Source organism: Flavobacterium melibiosi (genome assembly GCF_048158545.1).
Taxonomy (GTDB): Bacteria; Bacteroidota; Bacteroidia; order Flavobacteriales; family Flavobacteriaceae; genus Flavobacterium; species Flavobacterium melibiosi.
Genome location: NZ_JBLNKU010000002.1, coordinates 34,309 through 54,622 on the forward strand (window position 1 = coordinate 34,309; position 20,314 = coordinate 54,622).

The 20,314-nt window shown below is 31.9% G+C and carries 18 protein-coding genes and 1 other RNA gene; 10 read left to right on the forward strand and 9 right to left on the reverse strand.

Annotated elements, in window-relative coordinates:
- Nucleotides 1–126 precede the first annotated feature (126 nt).
- The 3 genes from ACM55F_RS02125 to ACM55F_RS02135 all read left to right on the forward strand — a co-directional run bounded on the left by ACM55F_RS02125 (nucleotide 127) and on the right by ACM55F_RS02135 (nucleotide 3,727).
- Nucleotides 127–1,179 (forward strand): sensor histidine kinase, encoded by a 1,053-nt coding sequence (locus tag ACM55F_RS02125; protein ID WP_416852064.1) that lies wholly within the window; start codon nucleotides 127–129, stop codon nucleotides 1,177–1,179.
- On the forward strand, nucleotides 1,169–1,870 hold the full coding sequence (locus tag ACM55F_RS02130; protein ID WP_039109884.1) for a LytR/AlgR family response regulator transcription factor: 702 nt from the start codon (nucleotides 1,169–1,171) through the stop codon (nucleotides 1,868–1,870). The genes ACM55F_RS02125 and ACM55F_RS02130 overlap by 11 nt, the downstream gene beginning before the upstream one ends.
- A 195-nt stretch (nucleotides 1,871–2,065) precedes the next feature.
- The gene (locus ACM55F_RS02135) at nucleotides 2,066–3,727 is read left to right on the forward strand and encodes an MFS transporter (RefSeq protein ID WP_416852065.1); all 1,662 of its coding nucleotides are present in this window, start codon (nucleotides 2,066–2,068) and stop codon (nucleotides 3,725–3,727) included.
- A gap of 126 nt (nucleotides 3,728–3,853) precedes the next feature.
- Here ACM55F_RS02135 and fsa read toward each other — a convergent pair whose 3' ends face one another.
- The 3 genes from fsa to ffs form a co-directional block, all read right to left on the reverse strand.
- Nucleotides 3,854–4,510, reverse strand: a complete 657-nt coding sequence (gene fsa / locus ACM55F_RS02140; protein ID WP_035672771.1) for a fructose-6-phosphate aldolase — start codon at nucleotides 4,508–4,510, stop codon at nucleotides 3,854–3,856.
- 256 nt (nucleotides 4,511–4,766) lie between these two features.
- Nucleotides 4,767–5,570: an SDR family oxidoreductase gene (locus tag ACM55F_RS02145; RefSeq protein ID WP_416852066.1), complete on the reverse strand. Its 804-nt coding sequence runs from the start codon at nucleotides 5,568–5,570 to the stop codon at nucleotides 4,767–4,769.
- 111 nt (nucleotides 5,571–5,681) lie between these two features.
- Nucleotides 5,682–5,779, reverse strand: an RNA gene (ffs, locus tag ACM55F_RS02150) — signal recognition particle sRNA small type.
- Nucleotides 5,780–5,867: 88 nt separating this feature from the next.
- Here ffs and ACM55F_RS02155 point away from each other — a divergent pair.
- Complete coding sequence (locus ACM55F_RS02155) at nucleotides 5,868–6,917, forward strand: glutaminyl-peptide cyclotransferase (RefSeq protein WP_416852067.1); 1,050 nt, start codon at nucleotides 5,868–5,870, stop codon at nucleotides 6,915–6,917.
- A gap of 8 nt (nucleotides 6,918–6,925) precedes the next feature.
- Complete coding sequence (hutI, locus tag ACM55F_RS02160) at nucleotides 6,926–8,164, forward strand: imidazolonepropionase (protein ID WP_416852068.1); 1,239 nt, start codon at nucleotides 6,926–6,928, stop codon at nucleotides 8,162–8,164.
- Between the two features lie 50 nt (nucleotides 8,165–8,214).
- Here the strand turns inward: hutI and ACM55F_RS02165 are convergent, their stop codons facing one another.
- Nucleotides 8,215–9,099, reverse strand: a complete 885-nt coding sequence (locus ACM55F_RS02165; protein WP_416852069.1) for a hypothetical protein — start codon at nucleotides 9,097–9,099, stop codon at nucleotides 8,215–8,217.
- Nucleotides 9,100–9,202: 103 nt separating this feature from the next.
- On the opposite strand from ACM55F_RS02165, the gene ACM55F_RS02170 reads away from it, so the two are divergent.
- The 4 genes from ACM55F_RS02170 (at nucleotide 9,203) to ACM55F_RS02185 (ending at nucleotide 12,627) form a co-directional block, all read left to right on the forward strand.
- Nucleotides 9,203–10,234 (forward strand): formimidoylglutamase, encoded by a 1,032-nt coding sequence (locus ACM55F_RS02170; RefSeq protein WP_416852070.1) that lies wholly within the window; start codon nucleotides 9,203–9,205, stop codon nucleotides 10,232–10,234.
- A gap of 138 nt (nucleotides 10,235–10,372) precedes the next feature.
- On the forward strand, nucleotides 10,373–11,626 hold the full coding sequence (locus tag ACM55F_RS02175) for a DEAD/DEAH box helicase (protein ID WP_416852071.1): 1,254 nt from the start codon (nucleotides 10,373–10,375) through the stop codon (nucleotides 11,624–11,626).
- Nucleotides 11,627–11,801: 175 nt separating this feature from the next.
- Complete coding sequence (locus ACM55F_RS02180; protein WP_416852072.1) at nucleotides 11,802–12,278, forward strand: Hsp20/alpha crystallin family protein; 477 nt, start codon at nucleotides 11,802–11,804, stop codon at nucleotides 12,276–12,278.
- Nucleotides 12,279–12,432: 154 nt separating this feature from the next.
- Nucleotides 12,433–12,627: a hypothetical protein gene (locus tag ACM55F_RS02185; protein WP_416852073.1), complete on the forward strand. Its 195-nt coding sequence runs from the start codon at nucleotides 12,433–12,435 to the stop codon at nucleotides 12,625–12,627.
- Between the two features lie 111 nt (nucleotides 12,628–12,738).
- On the opposite strand, the gene ACM55F_RS02190 is transcribed toward ACM55F_RS02185, so the two are convergent.
- The 3 genes from ACM55F_RS02190 to aroC all read right to left on the reverse strand — a co-directional run bounded on the left by ACM55F_RS02190 (nucleotide 12,739) and on the right by aroC (nucleotide 17,607).
- Nucleotides 12,739–14,958, reverse strand: coding sequence for a response regulator (locus ACM55F_RS02190; RefSeq protein ID WP_416852074.1), 2,220 nt, complete (start codon nucleotides 14,956–14,958; stop codon nucleotides 12,739–12,741).
- Nucleotides 14,959–15,193: 235 nt separating this feature from the next.
- Complete coding sequence (locus ACM55F_RS02195) at nucleotides 15,194–16,474, reverse strand: dicarboxylate/amino acid:cation symporter (protein WP_416852075.1); 1,281 nt, start codon at nucleotides 16,472–16,474, stop codon at nucleotides 15,194–15,196.
- Nucleotides 16,475–16,542: 68 nt separating this feature from the next.
- Nucleotides 16,543–17,607 (reverse strand): chorismate synthase, encoded by a 1,065-nt coding sequence (gene aroC / locus ACM55F_RS02200; protein ID WP_416852076.1) that lies wholly within the window; start codon nucleotides 17,605–17,607, stop codon nucleotides 16,543–16,545.
- A 529-nt stretch (nucleotides 17,608–18,136) separates the two neighbouring features.
- On the opposite strand from aroC, the gene ACM55F_RS02205 reads away from it, so the two are divergent.
- A complete protein-coding gene (locus tag ACM55F_RS02205; RefSeq protein WP_416852077.1) occupies nucleotides 18,137–18,643 on the forward strand; it encodes a hypothetical protein in 507 nt (168 codons plus the stop codon).
- A 53-nt stretch (nucleotides 18,644–18,696) separates the two neighbouring features.
- Here ACM55F_RS02205 and ACM55F_RS02210 read toward each other — a convergent pair whose 3' ends face one another.
- Both ACM55F_RS02210 and bshA read right to left on the reverse strand, forming a co-directional pair.
- Nucleotides 18,697–19,125: a protease complex subunit PrcB family protein gene (locus tag ACM55F_RS02210; protein WP_416852078.1), complete on the reverse strand. Its 429-nt coding sequence runs from the start codon at nucleotides 19,123–19,125 to the stop codon at nucleotides 18,697–18,699.
- 47 nt (nucleotides 19,126–19,172) lie between these two features.
- On the reverse strand, nucleotides 19,173–20,306 hold the full coding sequence (bshA, locus tag ACM55F_RS02215; RefSeq protein WP_416852079.1) for an N-acetyl-alpha-D-glucosaminyl L-malate synthase BshA: 1,134 nt from the start codon (nucleotides 20,304–20,306) through the stop codon (nucleotides 19,173–19,175).
- Between the last annotated feature and the right edge of the window lie 8 nt (nucleotides 20,307–20,314).

Sequence of the window (20,314 nt, forward strand, 5' to 3'; positions counted from 1 at the left end):
CTCTTTTCTATTTTTTGATATTTTTATTTAAAAAAAGGTGTTTTTTATTGTCAAATTGATTAAAGTTGTAAAAAAAATTAAGAACCCATATTTTAATGCATAAACGATTAATTATTAAGTAAAAAAGTGAGTAAACAAAAAGAAATAAAATTCGATATCAGACTTCAAAACCATTTTTGGTTTTGGGGATTATTTTTTTTGATGAACTTTCTTCGATGGGGCGCGTATTTTAATGACTATGGATATTCATTAAAATCTAATATTTTAGAATTTTCACTTCACATTCCATTAGTATATTTCAATCTATATTTCCTTATACCTCGCTATGTATTAACTTCAAAATATTTTAAATATAGTTTAGGCTTACTATTGAGTTTAATGGTGGTTTATTTATTGAAAACTGAATTAACCTATTATATCATTTCCGAAGATATTTGGCCAGAAGCCAACAGAGAATACAAGCCCTTTGAATTGAATCATATTGTAGCAGTATGCATTGGTGAAATTTATGTGCTTGCAATCGCATCTTCGGTATATTTAACTTTAATCTGGCTTAAGGAAAGAGAACGAAATAGAGCCATAAAAGAGAATCAATCTAAAATTGAATTGAAATATTTAAAAAATCAAATTCAGCCTCACTTCTTCTTTAATACTTTAAATAATTTGTACGCTTTATCGCTTGAATCCTCTAATAAAGTTCCAGATGTGATTATAAAGCTTTCAAATTTGATGGAATATGTTTTATACGATATTGAAGGGACTAAATTTGTTCCTTTGATAAATGAAATTAATTATATTCAGAATTATATTGAAATCGAAAAACTTCGTTTTGAAAACGTGGAAGTATCCATAAATATAGATTCTAATATTGACGCCGTTAAAGTTCCCCCTTTACTTTTTATATCTCTTGTAGAAAATGCCTTTAAACATGGTGGCATAAATAATGGCAACCTTAAAATAAAGATTAATTGTAAAGTCATTAATGGAACTACCTTGAGTTTTGAAATTCTGAATAATTTTGTACTTTCACAGCATACAAAAACAAAAAAAGGTATCGGTCTAATAAACACTAAGAAGCGGTTGAAATTAATTTTCAAAAACCAATACACTTTCGAACACAAAGTAAAGTTCAATTATTATATCATCTCTTTACAAATACCTATCCATAATGAAGATTAAATGTGTTTTAGTAGACGATGAACCATTAGCTATAAAAGTCCTTCAGAATTATTTTACCAATTTTGCAGATTTTGAAATTATTGGCACGTTTAGCAATGCACTGGAAGCACTGGAGTTTATCAATAACAATAGTGTAGATGCCGTATTTCTCGATATCAATATGCCTATGATGACTGGTTTTGAATTGATCCGATTAATAGAGTACAAAACTAAAATTGTAATCACCACAGCCTTTAGGGAATTTGCTGCCGAAAGCTATGAATTAGACGTTTTAGACTATTTAGTAAAGCCAATCCCATTACCCCGATTTATTAAATGCATCAATAGAATTTCAACCGAAATCAATTTAAAGAATAATATTAAAACGGAGATGCATCGAATCGAACCCCATATTTTTATCAAAGTAGATAAAAAAATGGTAAAAATAACAATCGATGAAATTCTGTTTATCGAAGGAATGAAAGAATATATTAAGGTTGTGACTATTGATAAAACCTACATTACGCACAAATCATTAACCTCTTTATCTGAAGAATTACCTCTAGACCGATTTGTGCGCATCCATAAATCATACACCATTGCTATAGACAAAATAAAGTCTATTGAGGGGAACCGAATCCAAATACTTTCTTACACTTTACCCATAGGACGGAATTACAGTAAAGATGTAAAAAGTAAAATTTTAGAATAAAATTCAATTCAATACTTTATTCCAAATAGATTGAATCTTCAAAAAAAAAGCATCTTTTTATAACAAATAGTGATTATTCAACAATTTTAACAATATTTATTCTAAATAATTTTTTTTTAATTTACTTAACAAATATATTTACCGTCTTACAGCAAAAAAATAATTAATTAAACTAAAAAAAACCAAAAAAAAATTATGAATTCAGAACAGACGAAGTCGAATAATTCGGCTCTTTATACCTTAATTACAGTATTCTTCTTCTGGGGATTTATTGGAGCATCTAATGGTGTTTTTATCCCTTTTTGTAAAGCCAAGTTTGGCTTAGACCAGTTTCAAAGTCAGCTTATAGATTTTGCTTTTTATGGAGCTTATTACATAGGTGCTATACTTCTTTTCATTTTTAGCAGCATTGCAAAAAAAGACATTCTTAATGATTGGGGATTCAAAAAAGGAATCATTTATGGATTATTGATTAGTACATTTGGAGCAGCTTTAATGATATTGGCAGTAACACAAGGAAGTTATTTATTCATTCTTGGTGCTTTATTCATAGTTGCATTGGGATTTTCATTACAACAAACTTCTGCTCAACCTTTCGCAGCATCATTAGGTGAGCCTCATAGTGCATCAAGCAGATTAAATCTTGCTGGAGGCGTTAATTCATTAGGAACCACAATAGGACCAATAGTTGTTTCTTTTGCTTTATTTGGTGTAATCTCTGGTGTAAGTATTGAAGAATTTGCTCAAAAAGAAGATTCATTAGATTCAATGAGGATTCTATATGTATTTGTTGGCGGTCTATTTTTATTAGCGGCTGCTTTATTTCATTTTTCTAAAAAATTACCTGCTGGAAAAAGTGACTCTACTTTTGAAACAGCAAATAAAGCAATGAAAACATTAATTGCAATTACTGTAATTTTAGTTGCCATTTTTGCCTATATATTTTCTCGTTATGAGGATCCTGAATTTATTTCTCGTTTTATAGAAAATAAAGAAAAAGATTATTTAGGATTATCATTAACTATTTCTACCCTAGTAGTTGTAGTGATTGGATTGTTGTTCGCTAACACTACAGCACAGAAAAACCCTGAAGGTTGGGGAGCAATGAAATATCCTCAATTAGTGTTGGGTATGTTGGCTCTATTTTCTTATGTTGGAGTAGAAGTAACAATTGGAAGTAATCTTGGAGAATTATTAAAAACTACTGCTTTTGGTTCAATTGAAGGTCCCGGTTTAGCTCCTTACATGTCTATGTATTGGGGAAGTTTAATGATTGGACGTTGGGCAGGAGCAATTTCTGTTTTCAATCCGTCATCACAACTTAAGAAGATTTTACTTATCGTTATACCTTACCTTGCATTTGGTGTAGTTTTAGCTGCAAATGCTATTTCAGGACAAGACATAACACCATTATATGCATACGCATTCGTAATTTTATTCCAAATTGCAGGTTTCTTTTTAGGTAAAGATCAACCGTCAAGAACATTAATGATTTTTGGTTTAATGGGAATGGCAGCCATGCTTATTGGTTTATTCACAACTGGAACCATAGCTATTTTTGCTTTTATGAGTGGTGGATTGTTTCTAAGTATTATGTGGCCATGTATTTTCTCTCTAGGAATTGCTGGTTTAGGAAAATATACTTCACAAGGATCAGCATTTTTAGTAATGATGATTTTGGGTGGTGGAATTATCCCGCCATTACAAGGAAAACTAGCTGATATCATCGGAATTCACGCCTCTTATTTTATTCCTGTATTGTGTTTTGCATTCATCGCATTCTATGGTTGGAAAGTAATTGGAATACTTGAAAAACAAGGAATCGGACAAGAAATAGAAGTTGGTGGAGGACACTAATTTTAACAAAATATAATACCAAACCAAAAAACCAAACCAACCAATAAAAAATCCCATTTCAATTTGAAATGGGATTTTTTTATTTAAAACTTGAACGTATTCAACTCAACACTGAATACTAAAATATTATTTATTTCCTTTCTCGAAATCAGCAACAAACTGTGCCAATCCAATATCAGTCAATGGGTGTTTCAACAAGCCATAAATTGCAGATAATGGTCCAGTCATAACATCAGCACCTATTTTTGCACAGTTTACAATATGCATCGTGTGACGAACTGAAGCAGCAAGAATTTGTGTTTCGTAACCATAGTTATCATAAATCAATCTAATTTCTTCAATCAAAGCCAAACCGTCTGTAGATACATCATCCAAACGACCAATAAATGGAGAAACATAAGTTGCTCCCGCTTTTGCAGCCAATAAAGCTTGTCCTGCAGAGAATACTAAAGTTACATTTGTTTTAATTCCTTTATCCGAAAAGTATTTAGCAGCCATAACTCCTTCTTTAGTCATAGGTAATTTCACAACGATTTGATCGTGTAAGTCAGCTAATTCTTCACCTTCTTTGATCATTCCGTCATAGTCCAAAGCATTTACTTCGGCACTTACATCACCATCAACAAGATTACAAATATCAACGTAATGTTTCAAAATGCTATTTTTCCCTGTGATTCCTTCTTTTGCCATCAATGATGGATTAGTTGTAACACCATCCAAAACGCCTAATGCTTGTGCTTCCTTAATTTGAGCTAAATTAGCCGTGTCAATAAAAAACTTCATAATATATCTATTTAATTGTGTGTTTTATAATTCTTTGGGCGTGACCCAAGGGTCGGGCTTTCCGTTACAAATGAAATTCACTGAACTCCAATGAAAATAAATGTAATGTGAAGTAATCTTTTACTTTTTAAAGAAAAAAGTAAAAGGATTTTCACTGCAATCCCTCACGCAACCTAAAATACCTAACAGCCACTGGCTGTTCTCCTCTTAATCTCAAATCTCACGCAAGCGTAAAATCAATAAATTCGGTGCAAAATTACAATTTATAATGGTTCATAAGCATTTTTTCATATACTTTATCCGGTAAAATTCTCTTCAAGACAATCGAGAACTTTTGCATAAAAACACCTACTTTATAATGAATGTTAGGATTTGGAGTTTGGATAATTTTATACACCGCTTCTGCCATTTCATTTGGATTACTGCCACTGTCCACATGTTCATCCATAGTTTTTAAAGTATTCCCATAAGGACTTTCATAAGCAGAACCTTTTATAACCGAAGCATGAAAACGTCCCGAAGCAATATTTGTCGCAAAATCACCCGGAGCTACATTCGTAATATGAACACCAAAGGATTTCACTTCCATGCGCAACCCTTCTGTTATCAGTTCAAGAGCACCTTTAGAAGCTGAATAAACACTTCGGTATGGTAAACCCATATACCCAGCAATAGACGTAATATTGATGATTAAACCCGATTGTTGTGAACGCATTTGAGGCAAAACGGCTTTCATCACTTCAATTGGTCCAAAGAAATTAGTTTCAAAATTATTTTTGATTTCATGCATTGGAATTTCTTCCAGCGGCCCTGTAATTCCAACACCAGCATTGTTAATTACAACATCTAATCTTCCTGAAATAGCAATTACTTTGGCTACAGCCGTATGAATCGAATCCGTATCCCGAACATCTAAAGAGACCAATGGAAAAACTGAATTTATAACTCGTTCCGGATTTCTGCTGGTTCCATAAACAACAAAACCTTTATGATGCAAAAACTCGCCAATAGATTTTCCTATTCCTGAAGAACCTCCTGTAATTAGAACTACTTTATTCATGATTATTGATGTTTATTATACGAAAGGTCCAAAAATAAAAAAATCCTCCCGAAGGAAGACTACTTATTTGTGTGAATTTCGAAAAAGAATCTGAAATAAATTCAGATTTAAAAATGGCAAGCGACCTACATCGCACCGCTCAACCACGTACCCTTGCTATGTTCCCATCCTGGGGGAGTCTGCAGGAGCTGGTCGTGTAGGACTTGCCGATGCAAATATACAAACTTTTTATATTTTTGCAAGTGCTTTGTACCTATAAAAATAACGTTGTATATTGGTACATCAAAAAATCAAACTATGAGAAATTATAACTTCCTATCTTTCATTTTATTAGGAATCACCTTGGCAAGTTGCAATGACACAAAAAAAGGAGAAAATACTTTATTTGCCTTCGATATTTCTAAATTTAAGGAAAAATATCAGCCACAAGAAGCAATAGAATTAGGAATTTCGAACCCAAATTCGAAAGCGGTTGACAGTATTATCTACTACGTAAATGATAAAAAAATAGCTTCAAAAAAAGGACTTGAAAAACTAACTTTTGAATTAAAAGACCAAAAATTAGGCTATCAAAACCTAAAAGCATTAGTATATTATGAAGGAGAAAACGCAGAAGCTACAGCAAGAGTAGAATTAGTTTCAAATGTGCAGCCAAAATTATTGAATTACAAGATAGTAAATACATTTCCTCACGACACAACCTCTTTTACCGAAGGTTTAGAGTTTTACAAAGACACTTTATACGAAAGTACAGGATTAAAAGGGAATTCATACTTTAGAAAATACGACTATAGAACAGGAAAAGTTTACAAACAAATTAATCTTGACGCAAAATATTTTGGAGAAGGAATTACTTTCTTGAACAATAAAATGTACCAATTAACTTGGCAAGAAAAAACCGGTTTCATATATAATGCAACCACATTAAAGCTTGAAAAAACGTTCGCTTACGATAAAGATATTGAAGGTTGGGGAATGACGAATGACGGTAAATACATTTATCAAACAGACAAAACTGAAAAAATTTGGAAAATGGATCCAAACACCCAAAAAATGATAGATTATGTCAATGTGTATTCTGGAGAATCAAAAATTCCAAGTATTAACGAATTGGAATGGATTAATGGAAAAATTTACACGAATGTGTGGCAAAAAGATGCTATCGCTGTAGTAAACCCTGTAAATGGAGCTGTTGAAGGTATTTTAAATATGTCAGGTTTGAGGAAATTTGTAAAAAATGAAACTGCTGAAGTATTAAACGGTATAGCTTACAATCCAAAAACTAAAACCATTTTTGTAACTGGGAAAAATTGGGATAAAATGTTTGAAATAACAGTTTTAGAATAATTTTTCAAATGACAACATTAATCATCAATATTAAGGAATTACTTCAAATTCGGGAAACTTCAATTGCTAAAGTTTCCGGTACTGAAATGGCTATTCTTCCAACAATCAAAAATGCTTTTTTAGTAATTAAAGACAACTTAATTGCTGATTTTGGTTCGATGGATAATTTGCCTAAAATACATGCTGATAAAACTATTGATGCTACTGGAAAAATGGTTTTACCATCCTGGTGTGACAGTCATACGCATATTGTTTATGCTGGCAATCGCGAACAAGAATTTGTAGATCGAATCAATGGCATGACCTATGAAGAAATTGCTAATCGTGGCGGTGGAATCTTAAATTCAGCTAAAAAACTAAACGAATCCACTGAAGAAGAAATCTACGACCAATCAAAAGCTCGACTGGAAGAAGTCATGCGTTTAGGAACTGGAGCTGTAGAAATCAAATCGGGATACGGATTGACATTGGATGGAGAATTAAAAATGCTTCGCGTGATTCAACAATTAGCTCAAAACTACCCCATAACCATAAAAGCAACCTTTCTAGGAGCTCATGCTTTTCCATTGGAATATGCATCAAATCATCAAGGTTATATAGATTTAATCATTAACGAAATGCTCCCTGAAATTGCAAAACATAAACTAGCAAACTTCATCGATGCATTTTGTGAAACCGGTTATTTTACTGTTGATGAAACCCAACAAATTATGGAAGCTGGAATTAAATTTGGCTTAAAACCAAAAATCCATGTCAATCAGTTCAACTCTATTGGCGGAATCCAGGCTGGAATAAAATACAATGCCCTTTCTGTAGACCATTTAGAAGTTATGAAACCCGAAGATGTTGCAGCTTTAAAGAATACCGAAACAATGCCAGTTGCTTTGCCTTCCTGTTCTTATTTCTTGAGTATTCCTTATACGCCGGCACGAGAAATGATAACAGCTGGACTTCCTCTCGCTCTCGCAACCGATTATAATCCTGGTTCCACTCCATCGGGAAATATGAACTTTGTAGTGGCAACCGCTTGTATCAAAATGAAAATGACTCCCGAAGAAGCTATAAATGCAGCCACAATAAATGGAGCTTACGCTATGGGAGTTTCCGATACACATGGAAGTATAACTATTGGAAAAAAAGCGAATCTGATTATTACGAAACCTATTCCCTCCTACTTTCAATTGCCGTACGCTTTTGGCAGTAATCTAATTGACACTGTATTGATAGAAGGTGAAATTTTTGCATAAAAAAAGAGGAATATAACGTTCCTCTTTTTTTATGCAAAAATTTTGAAATATTATCTTAAAACAAAACTTGTTTTAGAAACCAATATATCTCTATCGAAAATATTGATGTAATAAGTTCCTTTAGCAAAATCTTTACCTCTTAAATCTTCAGAAACACTTATTGTTTTGTTTTCATATTTCACATTAGTTATAAAACTATATGTTAAAGTATTATCTCCAAAAGTCTCTGTTTTTTTGTCGCCTAAAACATTATTCTTACTGTCAATTACTTGAACATAATATGTTTTATCACCAGATTTAGCTATTTGATTTTCAGCAATTGTAAAATTAACTCTAAGAACGTCAGCTCTACTCGCTTTATCAGTTTCTATTTGTTTACCAGAACTTCTTAATTTAAAAGCAGAACCTCTAGTGTTTAAAACAGTCAATTTTGAACCAATTTCAACTGCTTTTGCCAATTCTTCATTTTGGCCTGTTAATGCTTCTACATTTTTTTTAGTTTCTCCTAATACAACAACCGTACTATCACGTTGTACCGTTAAAGTCGTGTTTTCTTTTTTCAAACCTTCATTCTCTGCCATTAAAACTTTCATATTCCCTTGCAAAGCAATGAATTGTGTTTTATACTTTGACATAGAAGTTACATCGCCTTTAGATTTACTTAAATCAGACATTAAGTTTACCACTTTATCTCTTTCTTGAATTAGTTCATCAGACATCGATGTGTTTTCCGCAATTGCAGCATCATAAGTCGATTTTAACTCTTGTAAATCTTTCATAACGGATTCTTTCTCGGTCAAGGTAGTTTTTAATTCTGTTTTAACTACATCGGCATCAGAAGTCATTTTAAAAATATACACTAAACTTCCCACTAATAAAACTGCCAAAACCGCTATAACTGCTTTAAGACTTGAACTGCTTTTTTGATTTTCCATAATTTGATTTTAATTTTTATTTTATACAAATTTAACAATATATAACCATGTAATAACGTAAGTTAATACAATTATATTATTTTTGGGAAAAATATTTTTTTTAATGGAAAAAATTATCCCGTTTACTATCAATGATCTTGCAAAAATTACAAACCACAGAAGTGGAGAAATAAAATTTGGAGAAAAAATGATAACAGTTCCGAAAGAGGCTGACCCAATTGCATTTCTAAAAACTTGTGACGCTAAATATGTACTATTAGGAATACCCGAAGATATAGGAATAAGAGCTAATTTTGGCAGACCTGGCGCAGCATCAGCTTGGGATAGCGCTATAAAAAGTATTGCTAACATTCAGCACAATCGTTTTTGCAAAGGAAATCAATTGGTTGTCTTAGGACAATTAAATGTGACTGCAGAAATGAAAGAAGTGGAGCATTTAGATTTTAATGACATTGATGATCGCTTCAAATTAAGTCAACTGGTGGAGAAAATTGACAAGGATGTTTCTCATATAATTTTTAGCATTATAAAATTAGGAAAAACACCAATAGTTATCGGTGGAGGACATAATAATGCCTATGGAAATATAAAAGGTGCGGCTCTTGCCAAAGGAAAACCTGTAAATGCGATAAATTTTGATGCGCATTCTGATTTTAGAATTTTAGAAGGACGTCACAGCGGTAACGGTTTTTCATATGCTTTTGAAGAAGGCTTTTTGAAAAAATATTTCATTTTTGGTTTACACGAAAATTATACTTCTAAAAGTGTCTTGGACATTATAAAAAAAATTGACGACCGTGTTCGCTATAATACCTATGATAGTGTAAACATCCGAAAAGAAAAAGAATTCAACCAGGAAATGGCTCAAGCCTTAGAATTTATAAATGACGACTTTTTCGGAATTGAAATCGATTTAGATGCAATTCCAAACATTGCATGCAGTGCAATGACTTTAAGTGGTTTCTCAGTGGAACAACTTCGTCAATTTATATCCTATTTTGCAAAAAATAAAAATGCTGCATATTTACACATTTGTGAAGGTGCACCCGATTTAAGTGAAGAAAAAAACAATCATTTAATAGGTAAACTTATTGGCTATCTTGTAACCGATTTTATTAAATCGAATAATCAATAGTCCATTTTATTGCTGAATTTCTTCTTTAAAACTCCAGAAATTCTTTCGATAATGCCACATAAATAGCCATCAAAAATATTAACACTATCTTTGCAAAACTATTTATGTACTTAATACAAGATATTTAATACCAAAAATATGTTATTCGAAGATTTATCGCTCTCAAAAAGTATACAAAAAGCCGTATTTGAACAAGGCTACACCAACCCAACTCCTATTCAAGAACAATCTATCCCGCTAGTATTATCGGGACGTGATTTAATAGGTTGTGCACAAACAGGAACAGGAAAAACAGCTGCATTTGCTATCCCAATTATACATCAATTACACCGAATTGTAGGTTCTTCAAAAAAAGCCAAGCAAATTCGTGCTTTAGTAGTTACTCCAACCAGAGAATTAGCAGTCCAAATTGGACAAAGCTTTGATACGTATGGAAAATATACCAACTTGACTCAACTGACGATTTTTGGTGGAGTTTCACAAAACCCTCAAGTCGATACTTTAAAAAATGGTGTGGATATTTTGATAGCAACTCCCGGAAGATTACTTGATTTACACAAACAGGGTTTCATTGATTTAGACCATTTGCATACTTTAGTTCTTGACGAAGCAGATCAAATGCTTGATATGGGATTTGTAAATGATGTAAAGAAAATTGTAAAGCTTACGCCAAAAAACAGACAAACATTATTTTTCTCTGCAACAATGCCAATTGCTATTAGAGAATTAGCCGAAATGTTCCTTACAGATCCTGCTACAGTTACCGTTTCACCTGTTTCTTCTACTGCAGAAAATGTAGAACAACGCGTTTATTTTGTTGAAAAAACAGAGAAAAGAAATTTACTGTATCATTTGATTAAAAATGAAAATTTATCAGATGTATTGGTTTTTTCCAGAACCAAACATGGTGCAGATAATGTTGTAAAAGCATTGCGCAAAAATAATATTGCCGCTGAGGCAATACATGGTGACAAATCTCAAAATGCAAGGCAACGTGTTTTGGATGCTTTCAAAAATAAAGAAGTTGGTGTTTTAGTCGCTACGGATATTGCAGCGCGAGGAATTGACATTGATCAATTGCCGTTTGTCATTAATTTTGATTTACCAAATATTCCTGAAACCTATGTTCATAGAATAGGTAGAACCGGTCGTGCCGGAAATGGTGGAATTGCCATTTCTTTTTGCAGTAAAGACGAACATGCCTATTGGAAAGACATCCAAAAACTAATAAAAGTGGATGTAAAAACCGTAAATGACCATCCGTATCCTTGGCATTCAGGAAGTCCGGAAACAGCCCCTGCAGCTGCGCAAAAAAATTCAAATCGAAGTGGTGGAGCTCATAAATCCAGAAAATCAGAGGTTTCAAAACAGAATAAGAAACGCTGGTATTAATAACTTCTTCAAAACTAAATTTTCCGCTGTAAGAAATGCCTTTTTAACTTTAGTTAAAAAGGCATTTTAGCGTTAATTGATTTGTTTTCAACGTTTTATATGTTAAATACAGTTTCTGAAGTGAATAATTTCATTAAATTTGACTAACTTATATAAACATTTAAAAATAAAAACTATGGAAAATTTAGTTAAAAGAAGCAGCTCATTCCCTTTGATTAATACTGGCTTATTTCCGTCAGTGAACACATTTTTTGATGATTTTGTATCTAGAGATCTTTTTGATTGGGCAGATAAAAATTTTACAGCACTTGGCAGTAATTTACCTTCTGTAAACTTAAAAGAAACAGAAGATAAGTTAGAAGTAGATTTGGCTGCTCCAGGTATGAAAAAAGAAGATTTCAAAGTTGAAATTGACAACAACATGCTTATGATTTCTTCAGAAAAAGAAGAGGAGAAAGAAGAAACAAGAAAAAAAGATAATTACATTCGAAAAGAATTTAGTTATCAATCCTTCTTCAGATCTTTCAATCTACCGGAATATATAGATGAAAGTAAAATAGAAGCAAGTTACAAAGATGGAATCCTCCATGTTGTTATTGCGAAAAAAGAAGGCGCTAAGAAAAAAGCACATAAAACTATTGCTATCAAATAAAATTTATTTTTAATATATCCTTACTATTAAACAATAGATTAAAATCGTTAAGCCATTTTAAGCATCTGGTTTAACGATTTTAATTTTGACTCATTAGTTTCTCTACTCAACTTTTACCAGAAGACAATTAAAAATAACATCAAAAAGTGATATTATGAAAACGTCAAAATATTTTTTAAAAAAAAATCAATCTTTAATAGATTACAGAAACGTTCAAAATAAAGCGTTCGAATTGACTCATCCAAAACTTGAAATAACAATCACTCTTGATACTTCGGGAAATAAAAAAACGCCACATCTCTTATTGTTGCAAATGTATTCGAAAGAAAACGAAGTGCTTTTTATTTAAAATAGATTTGCAATAAATAAATGAAGCTTTTAAGACTCCATTTATTTTGTTTATAGGAAATAGTAACAATGCAAAATCAAATATTAATCCCATCATCTTTTAAATCAAAAACTACAAAACCGTTGTTAAATCATGTCTCTTATTTTTTGTTATCAAAACATTGATAATTTTAAATAACTTAGCCGAGTCAAAAGGCTTTACTATAATATCGTCTATTCCGGCTGAAATAGCTTCTTCAGTAATTTCTTCCTTATCAAACGCTGTTAATGCAATAATAGGAGTCTCAATCCCTTTAAATCGAATTCTTCTTGATGTTTCAAAACCATTAATCAAAGGCATATTAATGTCCATTAAAATAATATCAAAACTTTCGTCTTCCAGTATTTTTATAGCCTTATATCCATCATCAACGAGAGTACACATGTAATTGTTTTTTTTGAGAATTTTTTCAGTAACAATTTGGTTAATCTTATTGTCTTCAACTACTAAAACTTTCAATTGTTTGTTTGAGGACAAATCCACTGGAATATTATTTATAATTTCATTGGTTTTCTCAGGATCAAATTCAAATGCAATTGTAAATGTAAATTCTGTTCCTATACCTATTGCACTTTCGAGTGCAATATCACTTCCAAATAATCCCAGTAAACGCTTTACGATAGATAAGCCCAAACCAGTACCTTGATAATCTACTTCTTTTCTTCCAACCTGAACAAACTTTTCAAAAATCTTATCTTGATCTTCAATTGCTATACCTACTCCGTTGTCCCTGATTTTAAACTCGATAAAATGGGACTTATCATTAATTTTCGCCAAATTCACATCAATAAATACCTCTCCATTTTTGGTGAATTTTAGTGCATTACTTACCAAATTTATAATTATTTGGGAAAGTCTTAATTTATCTCCGATCAAATATTCAGGAATTGCCTGATCAATATTGACAATGATGAAATTATTATTATTCTTGGCAAGGAATGACAATGAGTTTTTAATCATGTTTATCTCATCCGATATATTGAACGTCAAATTTTCAAGTATTATCCTATTTTCTTCAATTTTATTAATTTGAAGAACATCATTAACAAGCGATAACAGATACCTTGCTGAAAATTTAAGGGAACTCAAATGGGGACTGTTTGCCAATTCTTTATGCTCGTCTAACAGCATATTAGTAATTCCTACCACTCCATATAAAGGAGTTCTTAATTCATGGGTTATAGTTGAGACAAATTGTGATTTTAGTATTGATGCTTCCTCTGCTTTCTCTTTGGCAATGAACAATTTGTCATTGGCAAGAGTAAGCTCGTTATTCGTTTTTTTCTTGAAATTATTATTTTTATACAAAGTATAAAGCAGCAGTAATAAAACACCTAATATAATGACAAACAATAAGACGATGATTTTAGATTTTCTCAAACTTTCATATTGTGAATCTTTCTCAATTTCAATTTTCTCAATCTCTCTTTTATATTCATCTAACTCGAGATTAACACCTGCCATATTTGCCTTTTTAAGGATCTCCTTGTTAAAAATCTCTTCTGATATTTTATCATAAAGAGCAAGATTCTCATACGCTTTTTTGTAATCTCCTTTTTTTAATAAATACTTAGAATATTCGTGATGAGTAAAGGATAAATCTGATTTCTCAATTCCTTCATTTCCTAATTTTATACTTAGTAAAAAAGAAGCATTTGCTTTTTCATGTTGCCCCTTAAAACCATAATACATTCCATTGAGCATATTTAAGGCTACAACAGATGATTCATCTCCATATTTTTTATGGTACTTATTGATAAATTTTAAATGTGGAAAACCTTCATCAAAAAGACCAATATCAAAATAAGCCCACGTGATATTGAGTTTTGTCAAGACAATTTTACTTGAATCGGATATTTTGTCACTGTATTTTAATGAGTTTTTATAATAATTTATTCCTTTTTTATATTGCTTTTTTTCAAAACAATATATATTTCCCAAATTATTATTGATCCAGGATTTTATAGTATCATTAGAAGTTTTATTACCATAGATTAAGGCTTTTTTAAAAAAAAAGATGGCTTTATCATATTCTGATAATTTCTCATAATTAGAGGCAATTATATTATAAGAATTCGCTATTAGATTATCGTCCTTAGCATTTATTGCATGATGCAAAGCAAGTCTTGAAGTTATTAAAGACTTTTCAAAATTTGCATTACGCAAGTATTTAGATGCTTCTTTTGTTAGTTTTGAAATCTCTTTTTTTGAGTGAGTTGGAGGAAAAGAATAACAATTAACATTAAAAATATTTAATGCCAATAATAATAAAACGATTCTAATTTGATACATATGTTGCTATTATTGAGTCAAATATACAATATATTAATAAGAAAAGAGCCCTATTTGTTAATAATATCATAAAGCCAAGAAATGGAATGTAAAATGTGGATTTCAAAAAATTAAATGCAAAAGTATAAATATAATTGTCCGTTAGAACTTGAAATGAATTATTTAGATGAATAAAAAAAACCTATCTGAAAAAATCAAATAGGCTTAGAATATTTATAAGATACAATTTTTAAGTTTATTCTGATGCTGCTATTTCATGTTCATCTTCAACTTCCCATTGCCCTACAACTGATGTAGCTAATGCATTCCCTAAAACATTAGTTGCACTACGAAACATATCGCAAAAATGATCTATTGGCAAAATCAAAGCGATTCCTTCAATTGGAATATCAAACATACCACATGTTGCAGCTACCACTACTAAACTCGCTCTTGGTACACCTGCAATTCCTTTGCTGGTTAGCATCAAAACTAAAAGCATCGTCATTTGTGTTCCCAAATCCAAATCAATTCCATACGCTTGAGCAATAAAAATACTGGCAAAAGTCATATACATCATACTCCCATCCAGATTAAAAGAATAACCCAGTGGTAACATGAAAGAAACAATCCTATCTTTTACTCCAAAACGTTCCAATTCTTCTGTAAGCTTAGGAAAAACGGCTTCGCTACTCGTTGTTCCAAAAGCAATGATTATAGGACCTACAATTCTTTTAAGTAAAACTGTCATTCTGTTTTTAAGAAAAATATACCCAATAAGGATTAACACAACCCAAATTGATGAAATTCCAATTAAGAAAGAGCCAAAAAATTTAAAGTATGTGATTGCTAATTCCTGAAAGTCCCTTACTGCAAATACACCCGCAATGGCTCCAAAAACACCTATTGGGGCAAATTTCATTACATAGTTCACCATTTTTAAAACAATATGGGAAGTTTTGTCTAAAGCATTTACAACTGGTTTCACGTAGTCCCCTAAAGCTGCTGCCGCTAAGCCGAAGAAAATAGAAAAAATAACAATTTGTAAAATTTCATTTGTTGCCATTGCCTCAAAAATACTTTTTGGCACAATGTGTTCTATAAAGTTTTCGAAAGATATGCTTTGAGTTTTTGCGGTCACTTCTGATGCAGCAGCTAAATCAACATTTGTCAAATTAAGTCCAACACCTGGCTCAAGTATGTTTACAAAAAACATCCCCAATAACAAGGATATAAATGAGGCTGTAAAAAACCAAGCTAATGCTTTACCACCTATTCTACCTACCGCTTTGATATCTCCTAATTTAGCTATTCCAACAACTAGAGTTGTAAATACTAATGGAGAAATTATCATTTGAACCAATCGGATGAAAACCGTAGCCAGCATTTTTATTTTACCGCTAAAGGATTGGGCAGCTTCTGCTGAAATTGAATTATGGATAATAATTCCTAAAACAGCACCTAAGAACATTGCTATTAGAATTTGCCCTGTAAGGCCTGAGAAAAATGATGGTTTCTTTGTTGTGGTTGTAGTCATTAAATTAGCATATTAATTTCAAGGTTATGGCTCAGGATTTAGCTCGTCAAAATACTGAGTATGCGATTCTATTTTATATAGGTTTTATTGATTAAATAAAAATCAGCCAGTACAATTGCCGCCATAGCCTCTACAATAGGAACTGCACGGGGAACCACGCAAGGATCATGACGCCCTTTTCCTGTCATTTCAGTGATATTTCCTTTATTGTCCAGTGATTCTTGTTTTTGCATAATGGTTGCCACTGGTTTGAAAGCCACACGGAAATAGATATCCATTCCGTTACTTATTCCGCCCTGTATCCCACCTGAAAGATTGGTTTTAGTTGTTCCATCAGGGTTGTATAAATCATTGTGTTCGCTTCCTTTCATTTTGGCTCCACAAAAACCGCTTCCAAATTCAAATCCTTTTACGGCATTTATAGAAAGCATTGCTTTACCAAGTTCAGCATGAAGTTTGTCAAAAACAGGTTCTCCTAAACCAATGGGCACATTTTGAATCACGCAAGTTACGGTTCCTCCCACGGTATCGCCTTGTTTGCGAATATCACGAATATATTCCTCCATGATTATAGCTGATGCTTCATCAGGACAGCGAACGGGGTTGCTTTCCGTTTTAGAGAAATCTAATTCTTGGTATGGTTTTTCTAAAAAAATAGGACCAACAGAAGAAACGTAAGCATTGATTTTAATTTCTGGTAACATTTGTTTTGCAATAGCTCCCGCCACTACTCTACTAGCAGTTTCACGAGCGGAGCTTCGTCCACCACCGCGATAATCACGCACTCCGTATTTCTTCTCATATACATAATCCGCATGACTCGGTCTGTAATTATCTTTTATATGGGAATAATCATCTGATTTTTGATTGGTATTAGGAATTATGAATCCTATTGGTGTTCCGGTAGTTTTGCCTTCAAAAATTCCAGAGAGAAATTGTACATCATCCGGTTCTTTTCTTTGGGTAACAATAGCCGATTGACCTGGTTTTCTTCTTGACATTTCTAATTGAATTGCTTCTAGATCTATTGCTATTCCTGAAGGACAACCATCAATTATTCCGCCTAAAGCTTCTCCGTGTGATTCTCCAAAAGTTGTTATTCTAAATAGTGTTCCGTAGCTATTTCCTGCCATTATATTAAGTTTTGAACAAAAGTACTATTTTAGTTTAAAGTTTAAAACTTTATCCCGACATTTCAGGATAAAGTTTAAAAAATTGCGAATTTATTGGCCTTGTATTGACATTAAATATCTTTTTTTACCTTATAATCTAGCAGTTCTTATATTACTTTGTTAAACTCAAATTAAAATCTATTGAAAAAGAAAAGCCAAATTAATCTTTATATAAAAGTATATCTCGAGACATATGTAAATTAGGTTGAAAACTCAACCACATTGAAATACAACAAAAAGTAATGAAAATTGCTCCATGATTCCCAAACCTACTACGCTAAAAAACAATAAGTTAATTTAAAATGGTAACTAAATATTGAACAATAAATTGGTTGCTACATTAATTTTTCCAGACAAGATTTTTTAATTTAAATACTGTTATTTAAATCTTAAAAATTTCGAAAAGTGTAAATTATATAACTTTTCTGTAAAATTTTATAAACTTTCATATCTAACTAAACTCTACTTTTGTATAAACAAAAACTTACTTATGAAAAAAATTATTTTATCAGCAATAATGTTAATTGGATTAGCATTTACAGCACAAGCACAAGACATTTCGAAAAACGCATTGGGATTACGTTTAGGTGGTAATAATGGTTTTGGTGGAGAACTTTCTTACCAAAGAGCATTAGGAAGCAACAATAGACTTGAACTTGATTTAGGTTGGAGAAACAGAAGTAACTATAACAATAATGGTTATGATGACAATGCAGTAAAATTAGCAGCTTTATACCAATGGGTATGGAACATTGATGGTGGTTTCAACTGGTATGCTGGTGTAGGTGGTGGTGTAGGAAGCTACAATTACGATGACAATGACAACAATTCATTTAATGAAACGTTTGTATTTGCTGCTGGAGATATTGGTATTGAATACAATTTTGACATTCCTTTGTTAATTTCATTAGATTTCAGACCTGAGTTTGGAGGAAATGGATATTACGAAAACAATTACGGTTCTGATATTGCACTAGGACTTAGATACCAATTCTAATATTTAGCAAATAAATATATTTAAAAATGCCACTAGAAATAGTGGCATTTTTTTTATTTAATAATGATTTCTTTTTTAGAATTTATCTTAACCACACAAAAAGGATTTGTAAAAGCCTGAGTAACCATTCCATCTGGTTCAGGATTAGTTTCTTTTACAGTAACTATAATATTGTTATCTGTTTCAACTGCAGTATCAATTCCGATAGAATAGCCTCCAGATGTTTTTTCGCCCATATTTAAAACAATAAAATTGGAAGTCTGAATATCATTTGGACTAATTTTATCTTTTAGATTTTCGTCATTTTGCAACATTCGAATTTCATTTGGCTCCGAAAGAATCTCAAAAAAACGAATGCTTGCCCCTCCATCAGTTTGTTGGGTCAAGACCTCAAACAATGGTCTTTTATCAGTACCTGTTTTAGTAGAAGCTCCACAGGAAACTAATAATATACCCAAAAATAACAGCGGTAATTTTTTCATCTTATTTTTTTATAGATTAAATTAAGAACTCATTTTAATAAGTAACCTTATAGATATTTATTTATTGCTTTTTGATATAACTTTTCATACAAAGGCAAAATGTATTTAATGTCAAACCTCTTTGCAACTGATAGTGCATTTTCTTTAAATTTAGAAAGAGTTGCATCGTCTTTTAAAATTTTTAACGCATTCTGAGCCATTTCATCAGTATTACCTACATCACTCAAATACCCCGAAATACCGTCAAAATTTACCTCTGATAAACCTCCAGAATTACTGGAAATAACAGGGACCCTACACGCCATTGCCTCAAGAGCTGCCAAACCAAAGCTTTCAGTTTCGGATGGAAGTAAAAATAAGTCGGTCAAACATAAAATTTTGTCGATTTCATTGCTGTTTCCAAAAAATATTACCTTGTCGACAATACCTAATTCCTGACACAAATATTCAGCTTTCTCTTTTTCAGGGCCATCTCCTACCATCATCAATTTAGCCGGAATCTCTTTTTGAATATTATAGAAAATTTTAATCACATCAGGAATTCTTTTTACTTTTCTAAAATTACTGATGTGCGTTATAATTCTTTCATTTTCCTTAGCCATTACCGAACGCTGACAAGGAACGCTTGGGTCGTTTATATTTTTATCCAATTCTATAAAGTTTGGAATAACCTCGATTTCATTTTTTATATTAAATAATTTAAGCGTGTCGTCTTTCAAACTTTGGGAAACCGAAGTAACAAAATCAGATTTATTGATACTGAAAGTTACAGCTGGTTTATAAAATGGATGATTCCCAACTAATGTAATATCAGTTCCGTGAAGTGTAGTCACCATTGGGATATTAATTCCTTCATCTTTCAGCATTTGTTTAGCCATATAACCCGCATAAGCATGTGGAATAGCATAATGTACGTGCAGTAATTCGATTTTATAGAGCTTCACCATATCGACTAATTTGCTTGACAAAGCTAATTCGTAGGGTTGATAATGAAATAACGGATATTCCGGAACATTCACTTCGTGGTAATGCACATTTGGATTTAAAAGCGCCAAACGTACGGGTTGACTGTACGTTATAAAATGAATTTCGTGACCACGTCTTGCCAATTCAAGACCTAATTCTGTAGCGACAACACCACTTCCTCCAAAGGTAGGATAACAAACTATTGCAATTTTCATCTATATAT

What these genes read in the sequence shown, in the direction of transcription:
- ACM55F_RS02130 (WP_039109884.1), top strand. Translation starts at nt 1,169, where the DNA reads ATGAAGATTAAATGTGTTTTAGTAGACGATGAACCATTAGCTATAAAA.
- ACM55F_RS02135 (WP_416852065.1), top strand. Translation starts at nt 2,066, where the DNA reads ATGAATTCAGAACAGACGAAGTCGAATAATTCGGCTCTTTATACCTTA.
- fsa (WP_035672771.1), bottom strand. Translation starts at nt 4,510, where the DNA reads ATGAAGTTTTTTATTGACACGGCTAATTTAGCTCAAATTAAGGAAGCA.
- ACM55F_RS02145 (WP_416852066.1), bottom strand. Translation starts at nt 5,570, where the DNA reads ATGAATAAAGTAGTTCTAATTACAGGAGGTTCTTCAGGAATAGGAAAA.
- ACM55F_RS02155 (WP_416852067.1), top strand. Translation starts at nt 5,868, where the DNA reads ATGAGAAATTATAACTTCCTATCTTTCATTTTATTAGGAATCACCTTG.
- hutI (WP_416852068.1), top strand. Translation starts at nt 6,926, where the DNA reads ATGACAACATTAATCATCAATATTAAGGAATTACTTCAAATTCGGGAA.
- ACM55F_RS02165 (WP_416852069.1), bottom strand. Translation starts at nt 9,099, where the DNA reads ATGGAAAATCAAAAAAGCAGTTCAAGTCTTAAAGCAGTTATAGCGGTT.
- ACM55F_RS02170 (WP_416852070.1), top strand. Translation starts at nt 9,203, where the DNA reads ATGGAAAAAATTATCCCGTTTACTATCAATGATCTTGCAAAAATTACA.
- ACM55F_RS02175 (WP_416852071.1), top strand. Translation starts at nt 10,373, where the DNA reads ATGTTATTCGAAGATTTATCGCTCTCAAAAAGTATACAAAAAGCCGTA.
- ACM55F_RS02180 (WP_416852072.1), top strand. Translation starts at nt 11,802, where the DNA reads ATGGAAAATTTAGTTAAAAGAAGCAGCTCATTCCCTTTGATTAATACT.
- ACM55F_RS02185 (WP_416852073.1), top strand. Translation starts at nt 12,433, where the DNA reads ATGAAAACGTCAAAATATTTTTTAAAAAAAAATCAATCTTTAATAGAT.
- ACM55F_RS02190 (WP_416852074.1), bottom strand. Translation starts at nt 14,958, where the DNA reads ATGTATCAAATTAGAATCGTTTTATTATTATTGGCATTAAATATTTTT.
- ACM55F_RS02195 (WP_416852075.1), bottom strand. Translation starts at nt 16,474, where the DNA reads ATGACTACAACCACAACAAAGAAACCATCATTTTTCTCAGGCCTTACA.
- aroC (WP_416852076.1), bottom strand. Translation starts at nt 17,607, where the DNA reads ATGGCAGGAAATAGCTACGGAACACTATTTAGAATAACAACTTTTGGA.
- ACM55F_RS02205 (WP_416852077.1), top strand. Translation starts at nt 18,137, where the DNA reads ATGAAAAAAATTATTTTATCAGCAATAATGTTAATTGGATTAGCATTT.
- ACM55F_RS02210 (WP_416852078.1), bottom strand. Translation starts at nt 19,125, where the DNA reads ATGAAAAAATTACCGCTGTTATTTTTGGGTATATTATTAGTTTCCTGT.
- bshA (WP_416852079.1), bottom strand. Translation starts at nt 20,306, where the DNA reads ATGAAAATTGCAATAGTTTGTTATCCTACCTTTGGAGGAAGTGGTGTT.